21 protein-coding genes and 1 tRNA gene are annotated in these 21,155 nt (G+C 67.7%); 7 read left to right on the top strand and 15 right to left on the bottom strand.

From position 1 onward, the window contains the following. Positions 1-107: 107 nt before the first annotated feature. Together J4H85_RS05090 and J4H85_RS05085 are read left to right on the top strand one after the other, a co-directional pair. Positions 108-782, top strand: coding sequence for an amino acid ABC transporter permease (locus J4H85_RS05090; protein ID WP_208237527.1), 675 nt, complete (start codon positions 108-110; stop codon positions 780-782). Continuing rightward, entirely contained in the window at positions 779-1,504 is a 726-nt protein-coding gene (locus tag J4H85_RS05085) for an amino acid ABC transporter ATP-binding protein (protein WP_243893470.1), read from the top strand. Before J4H85_RS05090 ends, J4H85_RS05085 begins: the two co-directional genes overlap by 4 nt. A 49-nt stretch (positions 1,505-1,553) precedes the next feature. Here J4H85_RS05085 and J4H85_RS05080 read toward each other — a convergent pair whose 3' ends face one another. Beyond that, positions 1,554-2,903, bottom strand: coding sequence for an MFS transporter (locus J4H85_RS05080; RefSeq protein ID WP_208237525.1), 1,350 nt, complete (start codon positions 2,901-2,903; stop codon positions 1,554-1,556). Positions 2,904-3,098: 195 nt separating this feature from the next. Between J4H85_RS05080 and J4H85_RS05075 the strand changes: the two genes are divergently transcribed. Further along, positions 3,099-3,407, top strand: a complete 309-nt coding sequence (locus J4H85_RS05075; RefSeq protein WP_208237523.1) for a hypothetical protein — start codon at positions 3,099-3,101, stop codon at positions 3,405-3,407. Between the two features lie 8 nt (positions 3,408-3,415). Here the strand turns inward: J4H85_RS05075 and J4H85_RS05070 are convergent, their stop codons facing one another. Next, a complete protein-coding gene (locus J4H85_RS05070) occupies positions 3,416-3,802 on the bottom strand; it encodes a DeoR/GlpR family DNA-binding transcription regulator (protein WP_208237521.1) in 387 nt (128 codons plus the stop codon). 14 nt (positions 3,803-3,816) lie between these two features. On the opposite strand from J4H85_RS05070, the gene J4H85_RS05065 reads away from it, so the two are divergent. After that, the gene (locus tag J4H85_RS05065) at positions 3,817-4,788 is read left to right on the top strand and encodes an MFS transporter (protein WP_208237519.1); all 972 of its coding nucleotides are present in this window, start codon (positions 3,817-3,819) and stop codon (positions 4,786-4,788) included. A gap of 4 nt (positions 4,789-4,792) precedes the next feature. Here the strand turns inward: J4H85_RS05065 and J4H85_RS05060 are convergent. Beyond that, a tRNA-Leu gene (locus tag J4H85_RS05060) sits at positions 4,793-4,866 on the bottom strand. 178 nt (positions 4,867-5,044) lie between these two features. Beyond that, positions 5,045-6,889 carry a phosphoenolpyruvate carboxykinase (GTP) gene (locus tag J4H85_RS05055; RefSeq protein WP_208237517.1) on the bottom strand — a complete coding sequence of 615 codons (1,845 nt, stop codon included), beginning with the start codon at positions 6,887-6,889 and terminating at the stop codon, positions 5,045-5,047. A gap of 115 nt (positions 6,890-7,004) precedes the next feature. Here J4H85_RS05055 and J4H85_RS05050 point away from each other — a divergent pair, with 115 nt between their 5' ends. After that, complete coding sequence (locus J4H85_RS05050) at positions 7,005-8,489, top strand: helix-turn-helix transcriptional regulator (RefSeq protein WP_208237514.1); 1,485 nt, start codon at positions 7,005-7,007, stop codon at positions 8,487-8,489. On the opposite strand, the gene J4H85_RS05045 is transcribed toward J4H85_RS05050, so the two are convergent. From J4H85_RS05045 to J4H85_RS04995, 11 genes are all read right to left on the bottom strand, one after another. Continuing rightward, positions 8,490-9,491, bottom strand: a complete 1,002-nt coding sequence (locus J4H85_RS05045) for a methyltransferase family protein (protein WP_208237512.1) — start codon at positions 9,489-9,491, stop codon at positions 8,490-8,492. A 96-nt stretch (positions 9,492-9,587) separates the two neighbouring features. Continuing rightward, entirely contained in the window at positions 9,588-10,937 is a 1,350-nt protein-coding gene (locus tag J4H85_RS05040; RefSeq protein ID WP_208237510.1) for an NAD(P)/FAD-dependent oxidoreductase, read from the bottom strand. A gap of 159 nt (positions 10,938-11,096) precedes the next feature. Continuing rightward, positions 11,097-11,594: a DUF501 domain-containing protein gene (locus tag J4H85_RS05035; protein WP_208237508.1), complete on the bottom strand. Its 498-nt coding sequence runs from the start codon at positions 11,592-11,594 to the stop codon at positions 11,097-11,099. Next, a complete protein-coding gene (locus J4H85_RS05030) occupies positions 11,591-12,097 on the bottom strand; it encodes an FtsB family cell division protein (protein WP_208237506.1) in 507 nt (168 codons plus the stop codon). The genes J4H85_RS05035 and J4H85_RS05030 overlap by 4 nt, the downstream gene beginning before the upstream one ends. 5 nt (positions 12,098-12,102) lie before the next feature. After that, entirely contained in the window at positions 12,103-13,401 is a 1,299-nt protein-coding gene (gene eno, locus J4H85_RS05025; RefSeq protein ID WP_208237504.1) for a phosphopyruvate hydratase, read from the bottom strand. A gap of 69 nt (positions 13,402-13,470) precedes the next feature. After that, entirely contained in the window at positions 13,471-13,905 is a 435-nt protein-coding gene (locus J4H85_RS05020) for a VOC family protein (RefSeq protein ID WP_208237502.1), read from the bottom strand. A gap of 148 nt (positions 13,906-14,053) precedes the next feature. Next, positions 14,054-15,367: a histidine--tRNA ligase gene (hisS, locus tag J4H85_RS05015; protein ID WP_208237501.1), complete on the bottom strand. Its 1,314-nt coding sequence runs from the start codon at positions 15,365-15,367 to the stop codon at positions 14,054-14,056. A gap of 192 nt (positions 15,368-15,559) precedes the next feature. Beyond that, complete coding sequence (locus J4H85_RS05010; protein WP_208237500.1) at positions 15,560-16,339, bottom strand: MazG nucleotide pyrophosphohydrolase domain-containing protein; 780 nt, start codon at positions 16,337-16,339, stop codon at positions 15,560-15,562. Between the two features lie 58 nt (positions 16,340-16,397). Continuing rightward, positions 16,398-17,186 (bottom strand): enoyl-CoA hydratase, encoded by a 789-nt coding sequence (locus J4H85_RS05005; RefSeq protein WP_208237499.1) that lies wholly within the window; start codon positions 17,184-17,186, stop codon positions 16,398-16,400. Next, positions 17,186-18,061: an SDR family oxidoreductase gene (locus tag J4H85_RS05000; protein WP_208237498.1), complete on the bottom strand. Its 876-nt coding sequence runs from the start codon at positions 18,059-18,061 to the stop codon at positions 17,186-17,188. Before J4H85_RS05000 ends, J4H85_RS05005 begins: the two co-directional genes overlap by 1 nt. A 99-nt stretch (positions 18,062-18,160) precedes the next feature. Beyond that, a complete protein-coding gene (locus J4H85_RS04995) occupies positions 18,161-19,156 on the bottom strand; it encodes an MBL fold metallo-hydrolase (RefSeq protein WP_208237497.1) in 996 nt (331 codons plus the stop codon). Positions 19,157-19,296: 140 nt separating this feature from the next. Here J4H85_RS04995 and J4H85_RS04990 point away from each other — a divergent pair, with 140 nt between their 5' ends. Both J4H85_RS04990 and J4H85_RS04985 read left to right on the top strand, forming a co-directional pair. Further along, positions 19,297-19,794: a hypothetical protein gene (locus tag J4H85_RS04990; RefSeq protein ID WP_208237496.1), complete on the top strand. Its 498-nt coding sequence runs from the start codon at positions 19,297-19,299 to the stop codon at positions 19,792-19,794. Between the two features lie 103 nt (positions 19,795-19,897). Next, the gene (locus tag J4H85_RS04985; RefSeq protein WP_208237494.1) at positions 19,898-21,121 is read left to right on the top strand and encodes an acyl-CoA dehydrogenase family protein; all 1,224 of its coding nucleotides are present in this window, start codon (positions 19,898-19,900) and stop codon (positions 21,119-21,121) included. Positions 21,122-21,155 lie beyond the last annotated feature (34 nt).

The following is a 21,155-nucleotide window of genomic DNA, read 5'->3' as shown; positions in this document are numbered from 1 at the left end:
CCCGGGGGCTCGCCGCGGCCGCCCCCGGGGCAGACGACAACTCCCCCCACCCCGGGGGGGGGGGGGGGGCCCCCCCCCCCCCCCCCCCGACGCGAGAGGTCACCCCCATGCACGCACTCGCCAACTTCAACTGGGCCGGAGTCATCGACTTCCTTCCCGCCCTCCTCACCGGCCTGTACTACACCCTCCTCGTCTCGATCGTCGGCATCGGCATCGGCTTCGTCATCGGCGCATTCGTCGGACTCGGCAGGCTCACCCGCTTCAAGCCGCTCTACTGGCTCTGCACCGGATACGTCGAACTGATCCGCGGCACCCCGGTCCTCGTTCAGGCGATCTGGATCTACTTCGCTCTGCCGCTGATCATCAACTACACGCTCCCGTCGATCGTCGCCGGCATCATCGTCATCGCGCTCAATTCCGGCGCGTACATCGCCGAGGTCGTGCGCGGCGCCGTGCAGTCCATCGATAAGGGGCAGATGGAAGCGGGTCGTTCGCTCGGCATGAGCCACCACAAGACCATGCTCCAGGTGATCTGGCCGCAGGCCTTCAGACGCATGATCCCACCGCTCGGCAACCAGTTCATCATCAGCATCAAGGACACGTCGCTGCTGTCCGTCATCCTGGTCCCCGAGTTGATCTTCCAGGGCCGCATGATCGCGGCGAGCAACTTCAACGCCGTCGAGATCTACACCACGGTCGCACTGTTCTACCTCGTCATCACCCTGACCCTGTCGAAGATTCTGAACGTGCTCGAGAAGCGCTTGGAGCGGAGAGTCGCATGATCATCGAAGTGAAAGACCTGCACAAGTCGTTCGGCGACAACGAGGTGCTCGCCGGCATCGACTGCAGCATCGCCGAGTCCGAGGTCGTGTGCGTCATCGGCCCGTCCGGATCAGGCAAGAGCACGTTTCTCCGGTGCCTCAACATGCTGGAGAAGATCACCAGCGGCGAAGTGATCATCGATGGCAACAACCTCACCGACAAACGCATCAACATCGACGATGTGCGCACCGAGATCGGCATGGTGTTCCAGCAGTTCAACCTGTTCCCGCACAAGTCGGTCATCGAGAACGTCATGCTCGCCCCCACTCAGGTGCGCCGCATCTCGAAGAGCGCTGCGCGCGAGCGGGGCCGGGCCCTGCTCGAGAAAGTCGGGCTCGCAGAGAAGGAGAACGCCTACCCAGGCCAGCTCTCGGGTGGCCAGCAGCAGCGCGTGGCCATCGCGCGAGCGCTCGCGATGGAGCCGAAGATCCTGCTCTTCGACGAGCCGACCAGCGCCCTCGACCCGGAGCTCGTCGGGGATGTGCTCGCCGTGATGAAGTCGCTCGCTGAGGAAGGCATGACGATGGTCGTCGTGACCCACGAGATGGGCTTCGCACGGGAGGTCGGCGATCGCGTCATCTTCATGGACGGTGGCGTGGTCGTGGAGTCCGGTGAGCCTGCGGCGATCTTCGATGCGCCGCAGCACGAGCGCACGCAGGCATTCCTGAACAAGGTGCTCTGAGTTCGGGATCGCGTTCCGGGAGTCTCCTCCCGGAACGCGATCCGCTCCCCTACCCTGCGGAAGCGCGCTCACCCCGGAGCGGCGCACCGGCCTCCGCATCGTTCTCGACGTGCTGCATGGAGCGACGACTGGTCTCGGGCAGGAAGATGATCAGCACGATCAGCGCGGACACCGTGACGCCGACGATGTACCAGGCCGGCGCGATGTTCGAGCCGGTCCAGGCGATGAGGGCTGTCGCGAGCAGCGGGGCCGTGCCGCCGAAGATCGTGAATGCCAGGTTGTAGCTGATCGAGGCGCCGGTGAAGCGCACGCGTGCCGGGAACATCTCCACGTACGCGGGACCGGCCGGGCCGAACACGAGTCCGAGGGCGAGACCGAGCAGGCTCTGGGCCGTGATCGCCGCGGCAAGCGTCCCGGTGCCGACGAGGAGATAGGCCGGGACGCAGACGATCGCACCGAACACGATCGAGGCGATCAGCATCGGCCGTCGCCCGATGCGATCCGAGATCGCCGCGGAAATCGGCACGACGACGAACGTGATGAGCAGTGCGATGCTGTTCGAGATGAGCGCGTGCGATGAGGAGAGCCCGAGCGTCACCGTCATGTACGAGTAGAAGTAGCCCGTCAGCGAGTAGTACCCGAGACTCGCGACCGCGGCCATCGAGAAGACGATGAGCATCGAACGCCAGTGGTGGGCGAACACCGAGCGGATGGGCGCCCGCTCGACCTCTTTCGTGGCTCGCATCTCGACGAAGGCCGGCGACTCATCGACCTTCGTGCGAATGTAGAGCCCCACGAATGCGAGCGGAGCTCCGAGCAGGAACGGCACGCGCCAGCCCCAGTCCTGATAGGCGTCCGGTGTCATCACGGCCGTGAGACCCAGCACCAGCAGGGCGGCGAGAACCGGGGGAAGGTTCGACGCGGTGTAGACGAACCCCACGTTGCGACCGCGCGTGCGGATGGGCGAGTGCTCCGCCATGAACGAGCAGGATCCGATGGTCTCACCCGCTGCCGAGAGCCCCTGGAGCATGCGGAGCACGATCAGCAGGATCGGTGCCGCCACGCCGATGGTGGCGTACGTCGGCAGCAGCCCGATCAAGGTCGTCGCGATGCCCATCAGGAGGATGACCCCGGCGAGCACGCGCTTGCGCCCGTACCGATCCCCGAGCGCCCCGATGAGGAACGCCCCGATGGGCCGAGCGACGAAGCCCACCGCATACACCGCGAAGACCGACAGCAACGCCGCTGCGGGGTCCACGTCGGGAAAGAACAGCACGGCGATGACCGGAGCCGCGTAGGCGTACACCGCGAAATCGAACCATTCGACGAAGTGACCGATGGCAGAGGCCGCCATCACCTTACGGATGCCTCGCGGTTTCGCGGGCGCCTGTTCGTTCATCTTGATTGAGTTCCTATCTCATCCTTGAGTTTGCCCATGTGACATTTCACATGTCGCAGAGATGATTGTATGAGGACCGTTCGCCGAACGTCAAGTGTCGTCGGGTGGGCGACGCCCGGTCCACCCACCCGCCACCGGAACTTCCGCGTCGATGACTTCGCCTATACTCGAACATACATTCGAACGGGGGTGCTGATGGCGAAGCGATCCAACCACATGCAAGAGGTCGACACGAATCGCATGATCAAACGGGTCGAGCGCTACCCTCGCCCGAACCCCGTGCCGGACGACGTGGTCGCAATGACCGGCTCTCGCCAGGACGCCGCAGATCCCGTGCCGGTGGACGCACTGATCCCGGTCACCTACCAGTACTCCGATGTTCTGCAGGTGCAGGGCGAGGTCGTGGCATGGACGCCACGTGCCGTCCTCGTGAAAGCCGTTCTGCAACCCGGCCACTCCCCCAGTTTCGTCTGGGTGTGGGCGAACGCCGTGAAGCGACGCTGATCCGCTGCTCATCGGGGCGGCGTGGACGCCGTGACAACGCTGATCCCCTGACTTCTGGCCTCGTGCAACACTGCCGCAGGAGCATCCGCAGTCGTGACCAGCACATCGACATCGGCGAACGATCCGAAACGGTGCGCCGATGTCCGCGTGAGCTTCTCAGCGGTCACGACCAGGACCACCCGTGCCGACGCAGCGATCACCGCGCGCTTGACGATCGCATCGGCGCGGGTCGCCACCGAAAGACCGTGGCTCGGATCAGCAGAGCACGCTCCCAAGAACGCGACATCGAACCTCATTGCACGGACGGCGTCCACCGCCTCACTGCCCGAGAACGACAGGTCGTCCGCATTCACCGTCCCGCCGGGAACGATCACCTCGTTCTGCGCGTGCGACACGAGGGCCGATAAGAGTGACGATCATCGGCACGATTCTGCTGGCAGCTGCGGTCGCGAGTGCACCATGGGGCACCACAGGGATCGTGCTCGCCGCGAGCCTCTTCCTCACCGGAGTCTTCGATGCGGTGGTCGATGTCGCGCAGAACGTCGCCGGAATCCGGATCGAGCACACCGCGGGCCGGTCCATCCTGTCGTCGATGCATGCCCTCTGGAGTCTCGGCGGCGTCGCCGGAGGGGTCGCCTCTACAGCAGCGGCTGCGGTCGGTGTCGATGCGCGCGTGTACCTGGTCGCGGCGGCCCTCAGCGCCGTGGCCCTCGTCAGTCTGGGAGCAGTCATCCTCGGGAGGGGCGCAGATCAGCCGGTCGTCGCCCCCGATGCCCCGCACCCCCAGGCGAGTCGGAGCCGATGGAGAGCGGTCGCCATCGGCGCCGTGCCACTTGTCGTCGTCGCGATGGGCGGCACGATGGTCGAGGACGTCGCGAACAACTGGGCCGCCCTCGCCGGAACGCAACTCGGGTCGCTGGACATCGAAGCCGCCGGAATCGCGTTCACCGTCATGATCGCCAGTCAGTGCATCGGGCGATTCACCGGCGACGCCCTCATCTCGCGCTTCGGTCGCGCGGCCATCGCGCGGATGGGCGGAACCGCGATCGCCATCGGCGGGATCGTGGTGGTCAGTACGCCGGGCAGTGCCGCGCAGGTGCTGATCGGGCTCGGACTCGCCGGATTCGGTTCAGCCACGATCGTCCCGAGCGCCCTGGCCGTGGCCAGCCGACTTCCGGGACTGCAGGAGGGTGCCGGAGTCACCCTCTTCAGCTGGTTGATGCGACTCGGGTTTCTCGCCACGAGCCCGGTCATCGGTGCGCTGACCGAAGCCGGCAGTATCCGCTTGGGCATCGCGCTGCTCATCCCCATCGGCGTGGCGACGTTCCTCTGCTCCGGCGCCCTCACGTCGGGCGACTCCGGCACGACTCCCTCGAAGTGACCGGTGCCCCCACTGGGATTCGAACCCAGACTGAGTCGATTTTAAGTCGACTGCCTCTGCCGATTGGGCTATAGGGGCGACGCTGCAATCCTAGCGGCGCGAAACCCCGGTCGTGGTCGGGCACTGGGCGCCGGACGGCGGACGCCGGACTCCGGACGCCGGCAAGAAAATAGTGGACCCCGTGCTGGGCAGAACACGGGGTCCACGTCTGGAAGCGGGCGGAGTCAACCACCCGCAAGTCTGTGCAGGGCGCGGCTCAGGCGCCGAGGCGCTCGCGCAGCGAACCGAGCTGCTCGCGCAGCTGCGCCGGGACGCGATCACCGAACTGGGCGAAGAACTCCTCGGTGAGGTCGGCCTCGGCAAGCCATGAGTCGGCGTCGATCGCGAAGAGTTCAGCCATGTCATCGGCGGGAACGGCGATGCCGTCGAGGTTCAGCTCGCCCGCAGCCGGCACGGTGCCGACCGCGGTCTCGCGCCCCTGGTGCTCACCGGAGACGCGGCGAACGATCCAGTCGATGACGCGTGAGTTCTCGCCGAACCCCGGCCATAGGAACCGGCCGTCGTCACCCTTGCGGAACCAGTTGACCTGGAAGATCTCGGGGGCGTCCTCGCCGAGGCGCTCACCCATCTCGAGCCAGTGACCCCAGTAGTCGGCCATGTTGTAGCCGCAGAACGGCAGCATGGCGAACGGGTCGCGGCGCAACTCGCCGACCGTGCCCTCCTGCGCGGCGGTCTTCTCGGACGACACGGTCGCGCCGATGAACACGCCGTGCTCCCACGAGAGCGACTGGGCCACGAGCGGCACGTTGGTGGCGCGTCGTCCGCCGAAGAGGATCGCATCGATCGGCACGCCGTCCTGCTCGTACCAGTCCTGCGCGAGCATCGGGGTCTGCTGGATCGGCACCGTGAAACGCGAATTCGGGTGAGCTGCCGGAGTTCCCGCCTCCGGGGTCCAATCGTTGCCCTGCCAATCGATCAAGTGTTCGGGGACCTCATCGGTCTTCCCCTCCCACCACACGTCACCGTCATCGGTGAGTGCCACGTTCGTGAAGATCGTGTTGCCCCACAGGGTGTCCATGGCGGTCGGGTTCGTCGACTCACCGGTTCCGGGAGCGACGCCGAAGAAGCCCGCCTCGGGGTTGATCGCGTACAGGCGCCCGTCCGGTCCGGGACGCAGCCAGGCGATGTCGTCACCGATCGTCTCCACCTTCCATCCGGGAATGGTGGGCTGCAGCATGGCGAGATTCGTCTTGCCGCAGGCGGACGGGAACGCGGCCGCGAGGTGGTACGACTCGCCCGAGACGGTGTTGCTCAGCTTCAACAGCAGCATGTGCTCGGCGAGCCAGCCTTCGTTGCGTCCCATGACGCTCGCGATGCGCAGCGCGAAGCACTTCTTCGAGAGCAGCGCGTTGCCGCCGTAGCCGGAGCCGTAGGACCAGACCTCGAGGGTCTCCGGGAAGTGGGTGATGTACTTCACATCGTTGCACGGCCACGCCGAATCGGTCTGGCCGGCGGACAGCGGTGCCCCGACCGAGTGGACGGTCCGCACCCACTCGCTGCCCGGCACGATGCCGTCGAGGGCCGGCTGGCCCATGCGCGTCATGATGCGCATGTTGAGCACGGCGTACGGTGAATCCGTGATCTCGATGCCGAGCTGCGAGATCGCTCCGCCGACAGGCCCCATCGAGAACGGCACGACGTACATGGTGCGCCCGTGCATGGATCCGCGGAACAGCGGCTCCAGCTCGGTCTTCATCTCGGCGGGTGCCTTCCAGTTGTTGGTCGGCCCGGCATCTGCTTCGCGCTCGGAGCAGATGAACGTTCGATCCTCGACTCGAGCGACGTCACTCGGGTGAGAGCGTGCCAGGAAGCTTCCAGGCCGGAGGTTCATGTCGAGCGGGATCAGCGACCCCGTTGCCACCATCTCGCCGGTCAGCCGCGTCCACTCCTCCTGGGAACCGTCGCACCAGACCACTGCGTCGGGTTCGGTGAGTTCAGCGATCTCCGTCACCCACTGCAGGACTTCGGGGTTGTCGGTCTTCGCATCCTCGGTCACGAGGTCCGCGATCGAGGGAATCTCAATCAGTGCGGCTGAACTCATCGGGTGATCTCCTTCACGTGGAAAGTTGCCTCTCTCCTATTCTGAGGACCGTCCCACGTCCAGGATCGCCATTTCGCGTGTCAATTTCTCCATTTTTTCACGTATAGTCAAGTTCATGGCACCTGATCTGCTGTCCAACCTCTCCGACACCGACCTGCGTCGCATGGTTCTCGGCAAGCGTCTCCGGCATTTTCGCGTCCGCTCCGGCCTGACGCTTGAGGAGTTGAGCGTGCGCACCGATGTCGGGACCAGTCAGATCTCGTTGTTCGAGAACGGCAAGCGCGAACCCCGCTTGTCACATCTGCAGAATTTTGCCGCCGCATTCGATGTCGACGTCACCGAACTCCTGCGCGAAGAGGCACCCGACCGACGCAGTGAACTCGAACTCGACCTCGAACGCGCACAGTCGTCGCCGGCGTACGCCGGGCTCGCTCTCCCCCGCATCCGGTCACCGCGGTCCCTGAGCGATGAAGCGCTCGAGGCGCTCGTCGGACTGCATCGAGAACTCGCGCGCCGGTCGCGTGCGGCGGCGGCCACGCCGGAGGAGGCACGGCGCGCCAACACCGCGATCCGTATGCAGATGCTCGAGCGGAACAACTACATCGGAGAGATCGAGCACATCGCGTCCGACCTGATGCGGCGGGTCGGCCACACCACCGGAGCCGTGACGCACCGCGAAGTCGCTCTCATGGCCGAGATGCTCGGGTTCACGCTCATCTTCGCCGACGACCTCCCGTCGAACACCCGGAGCATCACCGATCTCGAGAACGGGCGCATCTATCTGCCACCGGCGTCGATCCCCGGTGGTCACGGCCTGCGCTCGCTGGCGTTGCAGGCGATGGCGCACCGGGTGCTCTCGCACGAGCGGCCTGCGAGTTACGCCGAGTTCCTCGAGCAGCGTCTGCAGATCAACTACTTCGCGGCTGCGTGCCTGCTGCCCGAGGCCCGTGCCGTCGAGTTCTTGCAGCAGGCGAAGCGGAACCGGAACATCGCGATCGAGGATCTGCGCGACGCCTTCGGCGTCACGCACGAGACGGCGGCCCACCGATTCACCAACCTCGCCACCGAGCATCTCGACCTGCATGCGCACTTCTATCGCACGGATTCCGCCGGTGCACTGCACCGCGGCTACCAGAACGATGGGATGCCGTTTCCCGCGGACCACTCCGGGTCCATCGAGGGTCAGTCCCTGTGCCACAAGTGGGCGGGGCGTACCGCCTTCAACCGCCAGAACCGGACGACGGAGTACTACCAGTACACCGACACCCCCGCGGGCACCTACTGGTCGAGCGTGCAGACCGGGGAATCCGAGGACGGCGCGTTCTCCATCGCTTTCGGAGTGCGGTTCGATGACGCCCGCTGGTTCCGCGGTCGCGATACGCCGATCCGCACGACGTCCACCTGCCCGGATCCGCGATGCTGCCGCACGCCGGGCGAGGAGCTCCTCTCCCGGTGGGAAGGAAAAGCCTGGCCGAGTGCCCGCATGCACGCGCACGTACTCGCCCCCCTGCCGACCGGTTCGTTCCCCGGAGTCGACGACAGCGACATGTACCGGTTCCTGTCGAAGCACGCACCGACCGAGGCCCCCGAGACCGACTGATCAGCGTCGCGTGGCGCAGCGCTGCCGAAGCGCGCCGCGCCACGGCACCCAGAGCCCGACGCACTCCCGATACCTGCGGAACGCCTCGCCGAAGCGGACCTCGAGATCTGCCTCCTCGAGCGGTCGCACGAGAGCGTGCCAGTACAGCGCACCGCACACGGCGTAGACGACGGTGGTCCACGAGCTCATGAGCAGTCCGACCCCGATCGCCTGCGCGATGCCCGCGGCCGCCATCGGGTTGCGCACCCACCGATACGGTCCAGCGATCACCAGACGATTGGGCGAGGCCGACGGCAGCGGCGTCCCGTCGCCCAGTCGCGCCATCGTGCGCGCTGCCCAGAGCCCGAGACCGCTGGCGAGCACCAGCATCACCGCTCCAGCCGACCGCACCGCGGGCACCCACGCGACCCGGATCCCCCAGCGGATCTCGACGAACACCAGGACCGCAGGAATGATCGCGAGGAACAGCACCCAGAACCCCGTGAGCTGGAGCAGTGTGCGCACGAACTGCTGGTCGGGTCCGCGAGCGGGGGCGACCTGGAACGCCAGCGGACCGCGGAGCAGTCGTTCGGCGGGAACTCTGCCGTGCGCGACGAGCATCGCCGCGAGCACGCTTCCGACCGCGGCGGCGATCATGAGGAGCGCACCCCAGCCGGCAAGGCCCGTGGCCGTCGCGTACCCGACCATCGCGGCCGCGACGAGCACCGTCCACACGACGGCGACACGACGCGGCCAGGTGAAGCCCAGCGCTGCCGCGCCCGAGGCGACGACGAAGAGGGGAATGTCGAGGACGGCCACCCATCGCGGATCGAGCGCACCCAACGTGACCCGGCCCACCTCTGACCACACGGCGACCCCGATCCACCATGCGGCTCCGAGCACCGCTTGTGCGGCGAAGTACGCGCGCCCGAGGATCCGCGCCTGAGCCGATGCCACCACCCAGAACCCGCGCACCGGAGCGGGGATCCGCGAGTCTGGGGGAACCGCGTCGCGATCGCGCATCAGACCTCGCTCCTGCCGTCGGTGGTGAACGTGGGATCCAAAACTTCGAGGGGCCCCGCAGCACCAGCTGCGGGGCCCCTCACGAAGCGGACGGTCTTACTGGACCTTCTCCTCCGCGGGCTTCGGACGCGAGGCGAACTCCTGGAAGATCGCCTGGGGCTGCTGCGTCATCTCGATGTTCACGATGTCGCGACCCAGGAAGAAGTGGCCGACCCAACCGCCGAACACGCGCAGCTTACGCTCCCACGTCGGCATCGCGAGGCCGTGGTACATGCGGTGCGCGAGCCAGGCCATGTAGCCCTTCATCGCGAAGTTGCCCGACTGGAAGACGCCGTTGTTGACGCCCAGACCGGCGACGGCACCCGCGTTCTTGTGGTTGTACTCGTGCACGCCCTCGCCGCGGAGCGTTGCGACGATGTTCTTCGCCAGCAACCGGCCCTGGCGCACCGCGTGCTGCGCGTTGGGCACGCAGAAGCCGCCGGGCCCGGGGGTCGAGGAGATGTCGGGAGTCTGCGACGTGTCGCCGGCCGTCCAGACGCCCTCGACGACCTCGCCGTCCTCGGTGTTGACCTGCAGCGTCGGGCTGCCGATCACGTGACCTCGGGGGCCGATCGGCAAATCGGTGCCGCGGAGGAACGGACGCGGCATGACGCCCGCCGTCCAGACGATGAGCTCGGATTCGAAGACCTCACCGGTCGAGAGCTCCATCTTGCCGTCGACGGCGGAGGTGAGCTGCGTGTTCAGGTGGATGTCCACGCCGCGCCTGGTCTGGTCCTTCACGACCCAGTCGGCCATGCCCTCGGAGACCTCGGGCATGATGCGCCCCATCGCCTCGACCAAGTGGAACTTGGTCTCGTCGAATCCGATCTCCGGGTAGTTGCGCAGTATCGACGTGCCGAACGAGCGCAGCTCGGCGATCGATTCGATACCGGCGAACCCACCACCGACCACCGTCACCGTGAGCAGTCGCTCCCGCTCCGGCGACCCCTTCGGCAGCGACGCCGCTTCTTCGTAATTCGCGACCATGCGATCGCGCACCGCGACCGCTTCTTCGATGGTCTTCATGCCGATCGCGTTGTCGGCGACGCCGGGGATCGGGAACGTGCGGGAGACCGACCCGGTCGTGATGACCAACTGGTCGTAGTGGAAGTCGAACGGCTCACCATCGTTCGGCGCGATGGTCACGGTGCGCGTCGCGTTCGAGATGTCCGTCACCTTGCCCGCGATGTTCACGGTGCTCTTCAGGTGCCTGCGGCGCGCCACGAGCGCGTGACGCGGCTCGATGGAACCGGACGCCACCTCGGGCAGGAACGGCAGGTACGCCATGTAGGGAAGCGGGTCGACAATCGTGACCTCGGCCTCACCGGAACGGAGCAGCTTCTCGAGCTTCCACGCAGTGTAGAAGCCCGCATAGCCGCCACCAACGATCAGAATCTTCTTCGCCACGAAGCAGTCTCCTTGGAACACACAGCCGGAACGCACTCAAGTCGAATCTTGGGCGCGCCAATGTCGGGCAAGGTTTGCCCGACCTCCTTAGCCTACATCGGCACGCCGACACTCCATGACGGATCCGGCGAAAACACCCGGATTTCCGCAGAAAATTCGTTACCGACCCGACGGGTAGTCGTGCCAGTCGCCGCGCTCGAGGGCGAGATCACCGATCGGATTCACCCCGGGACCTGCCGCGAGCGCGTGCCCCATGAGGGCGTGCAGGCACTTCACCCGTGTCGGCATGCCGCCGGCGCTCACGCCGGCGATCTCGGGAACGTCGTCGAGTGCGTCGCGATCCCGAATGTACGCCTCGTGCGCGCGCGCATACTGCGCCCGCAGGTCGTCGTCCTCCGCCAGCATGGCGTTGAACTCGGCCATCACGCCCGCAGCCTCGAGCCGGGACGCCGCCGCGACGGCCCCCGGGTGGCACAGGTAGTAGAACGTCGGGAACGGCGACCCGTCGGGCAACCGGGGCGCCGTGGCGACGACCGCGGGGGCGCCGTCCCGGTCGCGAGCCGCGATCCCCACGACACCGCGAGCCTCGCGTCCGAGCTGTTCGCTGACGGTCGCGATGTCTTCCGCCGTCGGCTCAGCGTAGGGGGGTCGGGTCATTCGGCTTCCTCCTCGGAAGGGTCTGCTGGCTCTGCGGGCGGATCGTCTCCCAAACCCGCACGGGTGAGTTCTTCGGGGCCGGCGTCGGTGGTTCCCGCCGCGATCAAGGATCCGGCCAGGCTGCTCACCCAGTCGCGGTCGATCTGAGTGAGTTCCGCCTCCGTGGTTTCGGCGACGTCCTCGGGAATCTCGGCGTCGTCGATCACGCTCAACTGCGTCTCACCCGGCAGCACGTAGAACAGGCGATCCCGCGCCTGGGATCGGATGTACGTCGGGTCCTTCCACTTCTCGCGCTCGGCGTCGATCTCGTTGACCGCGTCCCGGTGCAACTGCACGCTCTCGCGGAGCTCCGTGATCTCACGCTGCTGCTGCACGAACGTGGTCAACGTCGGGCTCAGGATCAACGCGCCGGCGATGACGAGCGCCACGATCAGGATCGTGAACCCGCTGAACCGAAGACTCGAGGCCCACGCCCCGACGTCTTCGGTCCAGCGCTTCGCCATCGGGGTCAGGAGTCGTGCGAGGCGTTCGCGGAGAACTTCGGGAACGCGCTGCGACCCGCGTAGCGGGCGGCGGGACCGAGGTCTTCGGCGATGCGGAGCAGCTGGTTGTACTTCGCGACGCGCTCGCTGCGCGCGGGGGCGCCCGTCTTGATCTGACCGCAGTCGGTGGCGACCGCGAGATCGGCGATCGTGACGTCCTCGGTCTCACCCGAGCGGTGCGACAGGATCGCGGTGTACCCCGCGCGCTGCGCCATCTGCACAGCGTCGAGCGTCTCGGTCAGCGTGCCGATCTGGTTCACCTTCACGAGCAGCGAGTTCGCCGCACCCTTGGCGATGCCGTCGGCCAGGCGCTCGGGGTTCGTCACGAACAGGTCGTCGCCCACGAGCTGGACACGGTCGCCGAGCTCAGCGGTGAGCTGCTGCCACCCCTCCCAGTCGTCCTCGGCGAGCGGATCCTCGATCGAGACGAGAGGGTACTTGGCCGCGAGATCGCGGTAGTACTCGGTCATCTCGGTGGCCGAGCGATCCTGACCCTCGAACCGGTAGACGCCGTTCTCGAAGAACTCGGTGGATGCCACGTCGAGCGCGAGCGCGACATCGCGACCCGGCTCGTACCCCGCGCGGGTGATCGCTTCGACGATGAGGTCGAGCGCCGCCGCGTTGTTCGGCAGATCAGGGGCGAAACCGCCCTCGTCGCCGAGCGCGGTCGAGAGCCCCTGCTCCTTCATGAGCGCCTTCAGCGAGTGGTAGACCTCGACACCCCAGCGCAGGCCCTCGGCGAAGGAATCGGCGCCGAGCGGGACGGCCATGAACTCCTGGATATCGACGCCGGTGTCGGCGTGCGCGCCGCCGTTGATGATGTTCATGAGCGGCACGGGCAGCGTGCACGCGGTCGGACCCCCGAGGTAGCGGTACAGGGGCAGACCGGCGGACTCCGCAGCCGCCTTGGCCACCGCAAGGCTCACACCGAGGATCGCGTTCGCACCGGTGCGCTGCTTGTTCGCCGTTCCATCGGCTTCGATCAGCATGGCATCGACGACCCGCTGATCATCGGCGGGAAGCTCCTCGACCGCCGGGGCGAGCTCGGTGAAGACCGCCTCGACCGCCTTCTCGACACCCTTGCCGAGGTAGCGATCCTGATCGCCGTCGCGCAGCTCGTAGGCCTCGAACGCTCCGGTGGACGCACCGGACGGCACCCCCGCACGACCGACCGAGTCGTCGCTCAGGCCCACCTCGACCTCGACGGTCGGGTTGCCACGGGAATCGAGGATCTCGCGGGCGATCACTGCGTCGATAAATGCCACCATGCACTCCTAAGGTCGGGCCGATGCTTCAGGTTCGGGCGGGAGATCCCACCGCAGCACAGTCTACCGTCACCCCTGCTGAGCTTCCCACGCCGCCGGGCCCTGCTCGGACGCCACCGGATCCATGTAGAGGAACTCGAGAATGTTGCCGTCGGGATCCTCGAGCGTGCGCGAGAACATGAAGCCGTAGTCCTGAGGATCACGCGGCTCGATGCCTCCAGCCGCGAGCCCGGCGTCAACCGTCGAGTTGACCGCGTCGCGCGATTCCCGCGACAGCGCGATGATCGCCTGCGCCGTGGTCCGCGGATCGGCGACCGCCTTCTCGGTGAACGTGGCGAAGAAGTCGCGACGCAGCACCATGAAGTAGATCTGCTCCGTCCACACGACGCAAGCGGCGTTCTCGTCGGTGAAGTCCGGATTGATCGTGCACCCGAGCGCCGTGTAGAACGCCTGCGAACGCTCGAGATCGTCGGTGACGATGTTGACGAAGACTTCGGTGCTCATGCGCGGCTCCCTCGCTCACGGCCGCGCGGAGCGCGACGCTGTGAACAGTGTCGCTCCGGCCCCCGCGTCCGTCAAGGGAACGGGAGGGGAACCCGTTCCGGCCGGTCGCCCGACTCGGACCGGTACCGGCCTCAGACGGGCACCGGCCTCAGTCGGCCAATGCGCGGAACTCGAGCGACGCGGCCGTCGGGTCGGTGTCGGCGCGCACGGCGGCGAACCGCGACCACCCCTCTGCCGCGACTCGCGCGAGCAGCGCCTTCATGTTCTTCTGGCGCTTCTCGAGCCGCACCCGATGCCCTCCGGCCACGAGCTCGCGCTTCAACGCCCCGAGCGTCTCGAGCGGCACCTCGGCGTCGTGCACGAGGACCACCGCGTCCGCCCCGTCGGCGTCCGGGAGTTCGATGAGATCGACGATCCGCTCGAACCCGATCGAGAACCCGACCGCCGGCACGTCCTGGCCGAGGAACCGACCGATCATGCCGTCGTAGCGGCCGCCGCCGCCGACCGAACTCCCGGAGCCCGGGTGGGCGACCTCGAAGATGGTCCCCGTGTAGTACCCCATGCCGCGGACGAGCGTCGGATCGAACCTCACGGCGACACCCGCGGGGAGCGCCTCGGCGATCGCATCGCCGAGTGTCGCAAGGTTCCCGATGCCGAGCTCGAGGTCGGATCCGTCCTCCGCGTCCGGCAGCACGGCCGCGATATCGGCACGGCGCAAAGCGATGCCGTCTCCCGCGAGCCGCGGTTCCACGCCGAGCAGCACCTCGCCGACGCGCTCAGCCGCAGCCGCGTCGATCTCGGAGAGCTCGGCCACCACTCCTGGGGCGCCGATCTTGTCGAGCTTGTCGATGGTGATGAGCGCGCGATCATGGTCGTCCGCCGCGAACCCGCAGTGCTCGAGCAGTCCGAAGAGGATCCGGCGGTCGTTGACGCGGATGACGCAGCCCTCGAGTCCCAGCTCGGCGAGCGCCTGCGACGACGCCGAGATGAGCTCGACCTCGGCGAGCAGACCCGGCTCGCCGATGATGTCGATGTCCGCTTGGACGAACTGCCGGTACCTGCCGCGCTGCGGGCGCTCTGCGCGCCAGACCGGGGCGATCTGGATCGACCGAAACACGGGGGGCAGCTCTGCACGATGGGTCGCGTAGAAGCGCGACAGCGGGACCGTGAGGTCGAAGCGCAACCCGAGGTCGGCGAGCGCCTCGGCGTCGCCCTGCTCCGCCGCCGCGGCGAACTGCTCGGGACGGATACCCCGCTTGAGGATGGAGAACGACAGCTTCTCGTTGTCCCCGCCGAGACCGGCGTGCAGGCGATCGTAATCCTCCACGACGGGAGTCTCGATCTCGTCGAAACCGTGGGCCCGGTAGACGCCTCGGATCACGCTGAGCGCGTGCTCGCGACGGGCCTTGTCTGCGGGGAGAAAGTCGCGCATGCCGCGCGGAGGATTCACCTGACTTGCCATGAGTTCCATCCTCTCATGAGCGGCGGGGCGGCGCGGGGCGGGCACCCCGACTCTTCATCGAGAGCGCACTTCGACTGCTTTCACACGGCGAGAAGGGTGAATTTGCGGGATCTCGGCGGAGTGAGAGCGGGCGAAGGGTGAGTTTGCGGGATCTCGGAGGCGTCGCCGCGAGCCCGCGTGCCCCGGTGTGCGCTACTGCTCCTGGTGCAGCACCCGGGCGGCCAGACGGTCGATCGCTCCCCGGAGCGCCCGGTCCGGATCCACACCCGCCGCATTCGCGCGAGTGACGAGGTTCAGCAGAGCGTCACCGATCCCGACCTCGGCGATCCGTTCGGCGTCGGGTCCGAGCGCGGCGGAGAGCGGATCCCGATCGACGCCCACCGCCTCCGCGGGGTTGATGAGGCGGGCGCGCTTCAAACGTTCCACGACTTTTGCGGCGCGTGCGAGGGACGGCATCCCGGCGGGGATCCCGTCGAGCACGCCGCGACTTCCGCGCTGCTCGCCCGCGGCGTCCTCCTTGAGTTGCTGCCACTCGGCATTCAACTCTTCGACGGTCATGTGCCCCCGATCGCCGAAGACGTGGGGGTGGCGGGCCCGCAGTTTCTCATCGAGGGAATCGGCGACGGTCTGCAAGTCGTATCCCTCGCCGTCGCGTTCCGCGATCGCCGCGTGGAAGAGCACCTGATAGAGCACATCGCCGAGCTCCCCGCGCACTTCTCCGGCCGGTTGCGCACGCTCGACCGCGTCGATGAACTCGGCCGTCTCCTCGACGAGATACGGAGTGAGCGACTCGTGCGTCTGCGCCTCGTGCCACGCGCACCCTCCGGGCCAGACGAGACGCCGCACCGTCTGCACCACACGTTCGAGAGGATCGCCCCCGGACGCCCCCTCGGGCTGGTCGTCCCGGTCGATCCGTTCGGGTGCGTCCTGCTCCACCACTGCCCCATTGCCTCCGTCGTCCGACGTGTTCATGCCTTCGAGCCTATCCGTCCCGCCCGTGAGGCCCCTGGCGGGCCCGGTAGGGCGGCCGTCAGCGGTGGCGGAAGTCCGGATCGCGCTTGTCCACGAAGGCGCGCATGCCCTCCGACTGATCCTCATGCGCGAACGCCGCGGCGAACGAGCGGCGTTCGAAGCGCAGCCCCTCGGCAAGCGTGCTCTCCCAGGCCACCTGCAGCGATTCCTTCGCGGAGTAGACGGCAGGGAGGGATTTCGCGGCGATCGTCTCGGCGGTGCGCATCGCGTCGTCGACGAGCGCGTCGGCCGCCACGACACGGGCGACGAGCCCCGACCGCTCGGCTTCGTCCGCACCCATCGTGCGCCCCGTCAGGACCATCTCGGCGGCTTTGGCTTTCCCGATGGCGCGCGGCAAGCGCTGACTGCCTCCGAGGCCGGGAAGGATCCCGAGCTTGATCTCGGGTTGCCCGAACTGGGCGGTGTCGGCCGCAAGAATGAAGTCGCAGGCCATGGCGAGTTCGCACCCTCCGCCGAGGGCGTATCCCGCGACCGCCGCGATGACCGGGGTGCGCAGACGCTCGATCTCGGCGAACTCGGCGAACAGACCGCCGACGTAGGCGTCCCTGGCTGAGAGATCCGCCATCTCCTTGATGTCGGCTCCCGCGGCGAACGCGCGCTCCGACCCGGTGAGCACGATGGCGCCGATGTCGTCGCGGTCGTCGAACGCCCGCGCCGCTGCCGCGATTTCGCGGACCATGGTGCGGTTGAGCGCATTCATCGCTTCGGGTCGGTGCAGGGTGATGATGCCGACGCGTCCGCGCTCGTCGACGCGGATCGTCTCAGTGGGCTCAGCGTTCGCGGTCATCATGCTCCTGTCGTCCGGGTCTCGGGTTCCGCTTCATCGAGAAAGATATCGGGGAAGAGGGCTTCGTCGGGGGTGCCCGGCACGGCGGCGTACCCGGAGAAGTCGGTGAGCCCCGCTTCCGCGAGGACGTCTTCCACGATGAGCGTCTGGCCGGTCCGGTCGCGCGCCCCTGCGATGAGTACCCGGTATGCCGCGTCGGCGTAGATCTCGGGAGTGCGCGACGCCGCCATGAGCCGGTCGCCTCCGATCACGTTCTGCACGGCCGCCGTGGCGATGGTGGTGCGCGGCCACAGCGTGTTCGCGGCGATCCCCGCGTCGGCGAACTCCGCGGCGAAGCCGAGGGTGGCGAGCGTCATGCCGTACTTCGCCAGGGTGTAGCCGGTGTGCGCGCCGAGCCAGTGAGGGCGCAGATTGACCGGTGGCGAGAGGGAGAGGATGTGCGGGTTCTCCGATCGCCGCAGGGCGGGAACGGCGGCGCGCGAGAGCATGAATGTGCCGCGCACGTTCACGTCCTGCATGAGGTCGTACTTCTTCTCGGTCAGCGCCTCCGACTGCGAGAGATCGATGACGCTCGCATTGTTCACGACGATGTCGATCCCACCGAACTCCGCGACCGTGGCGTCGACCGCGCGAGCGATATCGGCGTCCTCCCGCACATCACCGAGGACGGGCAGCGCCGTACCGCCCGCCGAGCGGATCGCCTCGGCGGCCGTGTGGATCGTGCCCTCGAGCCTCGGGTGCGGCCGATCGGTCTTCGCGAGGATCGCCACGTTCGCTCCATCGCGTGCGGCGCGCAGCGCGATCGCGAGGCCGATGCCGCGACTGCCTCCGGACATCAGGAGCGTCTTCCCCGCCAGCGTCGGTGTGCTCGTCATCGTGCTCCTTTGCTCTGCTGCGCTTCGGTGTCGGTCGCGCCGACTCGGCCCCGATTATCGCGAGACCATAATGCTCACGCTACCCGTTTGGAGCATTCCTCAATTCTGATGACCGAGGTGCATCTGCGTTTGGCCCAGCGCCGAGAATCGGGAGACCGGGTCGAGGCGCTCCCAGCCCCCGGTCCACGTCAGCCGCGACGCCACCTCCCACACCGTCGCGTCCGGGTGGGACGCGGTCACCGCACGCACTTCGGCGCCTCTCGCCCGGTGGTGCTCGCGGAGCGCGGCGCAGCGCGCACCGAGTCCCGTGAAGCGGTAGCCGTGGCCGGGTAGCACCTCCGACTCGGGATCCCGCTGGGCGAGATCGGCCATGATCTCGAGGGATCGCAGATAGTCCGCGAGCGGGTTCTCGTTCGCGGCCCGTCCTCCGAGCCCGACTCCCGAGTTGATGACCGGCAGCACATGGTCGCCGGTGCAGACGAGACCGTCGTCGAGTCGCACAGCGATGCTGCCGCGGGTGTGGCCTGGCACGTGCAGCACGGTCGCCGTCCGGTTGCCGAGGTGCAGCACGTCTCCGTCGCTCAGGACCTCGTCGACGGTGAGCGGAAACGCGCCTGTCGCCGGGCGGGATCCCGCTGCGCGCAGGTCACCGACCGCCTCACCCGGGGCCCCCGCGAGCACCGCGTCGAGCACCTCGGACGTCGCCAGCGGCGCACGGGCTGCGTGGGACTCCGCATCGGCCCGGTGCATCCGCACCGTCGCCCCCGAGCCGTCGCGCACCCACTCGGCGAGCGCCGCGTGGTCGCCGTGCAGGTGAGTGAGCGTCACCGACGCGACATCGGCGAGCTCGCGACCGATATCGCTGAGGGCGGTGGTCAGCGCGTCGCGGGTCAGCGCATCGTCGACTCCGGTGTCGATGAGGTGGACGGCGCCGTCGCCGCCGTCGATGACGGTGCAGCAGGAATACGGCAGACGATGATCCTCCATCGGCATCGCGACCGACCACAGCCCGGCCCGCACCTCTTCAACCGGGGGGATCTCGCCGCGCGAGAAGGCGCGGCGCTGCGATTCACTAGTGGGGCGCACGACGGTCATTGGAGCCATGCTAATCGTCGGCCGGCCGGTCCGATATTCGACCGCGCGATTCGCAAAGCGTCCAGAAGTCAGTAAACTGCCGCACGAGCGTTGCCGGACGGGTCACACGCTCTCGATATTCATACACACGGGGAGAAACCATGGACACCCAGAAGATTGGCCGCGCGAGCGGACTCATTGCCGCCACCGGGCTCGCGATCGCGCTCGTCGGGTGCGCCGGCGGCCAGAGCACGGCCGACGCGTGCAAGATCGCCAACGACAACTTCGCCGAAGTGCAGCAAGAGGTCCAGGACAACTCGCAGGCCGCAGTCGACGGCATGATGAACGGCGAGGACGTCGATTTCGACAGCCTCTTCGCCCCCGTGAACGATGCGCTCGCGAAGACCCAGGAAGAGGTCACGAACGACGAGGTCAAGCCGGTCGTCGACAACTTCGCGACGTCGATCCAGGGCCTCACGGAGGAGCTGAGCGGCCTGGACATCCCGAACATGGCCGACTTCGACCCCACCGACCCCGAGGCGATGGCTCAGGCCGAAGAGATGCAGGCGCAGGCTGCCGAACTGCAGACCGCCATGCAGACCCACACCGAGAACATCCAGTCGGCAACGACCGAGCTGAACGAGGTCTGCAGCGCCTGACGGTATCCGGACGCCCCCTCGCCGGTGACGCGCGAGGGGGCGCTCCACCCTCGTCTCCCCCGCATTCCGCTCAGATCCCCGAACCTTCGCACGAGGAGCCGCAATGACGCGAACGCCCACTCACACCGCTCTCGGCACGGTCGAGCCCGAGTACGATCTGTGGGAGCCTCTCGACCCCGACGTCTCCGGAGTCTTCCGCGACATCCCCGCAGCGGATCGCGCGTTCCGCGACCGGGCGCGCGCCTTCGTCCAGGACGAGGTGCGCCCCATTATCGGCGACGCCTGGGAGCGCGCAGACTACCCGCTGCACCTCATCCGCCGACTCGGCGAACTCGACCTGCTGCGCGACGGTGTGCAGGTGCCCGGATTCGAGGAGCAGAGCCTGCTCGCCGCGAGCCTCGTCGCGATGGAACTGAGTCGCGGAGACGGATCGGTGGGCACGATCGTCGGCGTGCAGGGCGGCCTCGCTCTGCGATCGATCGCGATGTGCGGTTCCGACGCGCAGCGGGATCGCTGGCTCGAACCGCTCGCGCGCGGCACCGAGTACGGCGCGTTCGCCCTCACGGAGCCGACCCACGGATCGGACTCCGTCAGTCTCGAGACCCGCGCACGGACCGACGGCGACGAGCTCATCGTCGACGGGCACAAGAAGTGGATCGGCAATGGCACCCTCGGCGGTGTCACCGTCACCTGGGCCCGCGGTGACGACGGGCAGGTCCACGGCGTGCTCGTGCCGCAGGGCACCGCCGGGTACCGTGCCGAGGTGATCGCCGGGAAGGGATCCCTGCGGGCGATCTGGCAAGCCCACATCACGTACGACGGCGTGCGACTCCCCGCGTCGGCGAAGATGCCGGGGGCGAACTCGTTCGCCGACACCGGCAAGGTACTGCGGGCCACCCGCCTCGGGGTGGGCTGGGCCGCGCTCGGCCACGCCACCGCCGCGTATGAGACCGCGGTTCACTACGCCGGTCAGCGCATCCAGTTCGGACGTCCGCTCGCGGCGTCACCGGTGGTGCAGACGCGGCTCTCCGAGATGCTGAGCGCCGTGACCACACTGCAGACGCTGCTCGTGCAGCTCACGCGAGCGGAAGACGCCGGCGACCTCACCGCACCGGGCGCATCCCTCGGCAAGTTCACTGCGACGCGCACCGCTCGAGACGTGGTGCGCAACGCGCGCGACCTGCTGGGCGGCAACGGGATTCTGCTGCAGAACCGCGTCGCGCGTCACTTCGCCGATGTCGAGGCGATCCACACCTACGAGGGCACCGAGACGGTACAGGCGCTCATCATCGGACGCGAGATCACCGGCCTGTCAGCCTTCGCCTGACGGGCGAGCCGGCTGGAGCCGGCTCGTGGCCCCG

Source organism: Leucobacter tardus (assembly GCF_017583045.1).
GTDB lineage: Bacteria > Actinomycetota > Actinomycetes > Actinomycetales > Microbacteriaceae > Leucobacter > Leucobacter tardus.
The sequence above is the reverse complement of the archived record's forward strand: the minus strand, read 5'-3'. Positions and strand labels throughout refer to the sequence as shown.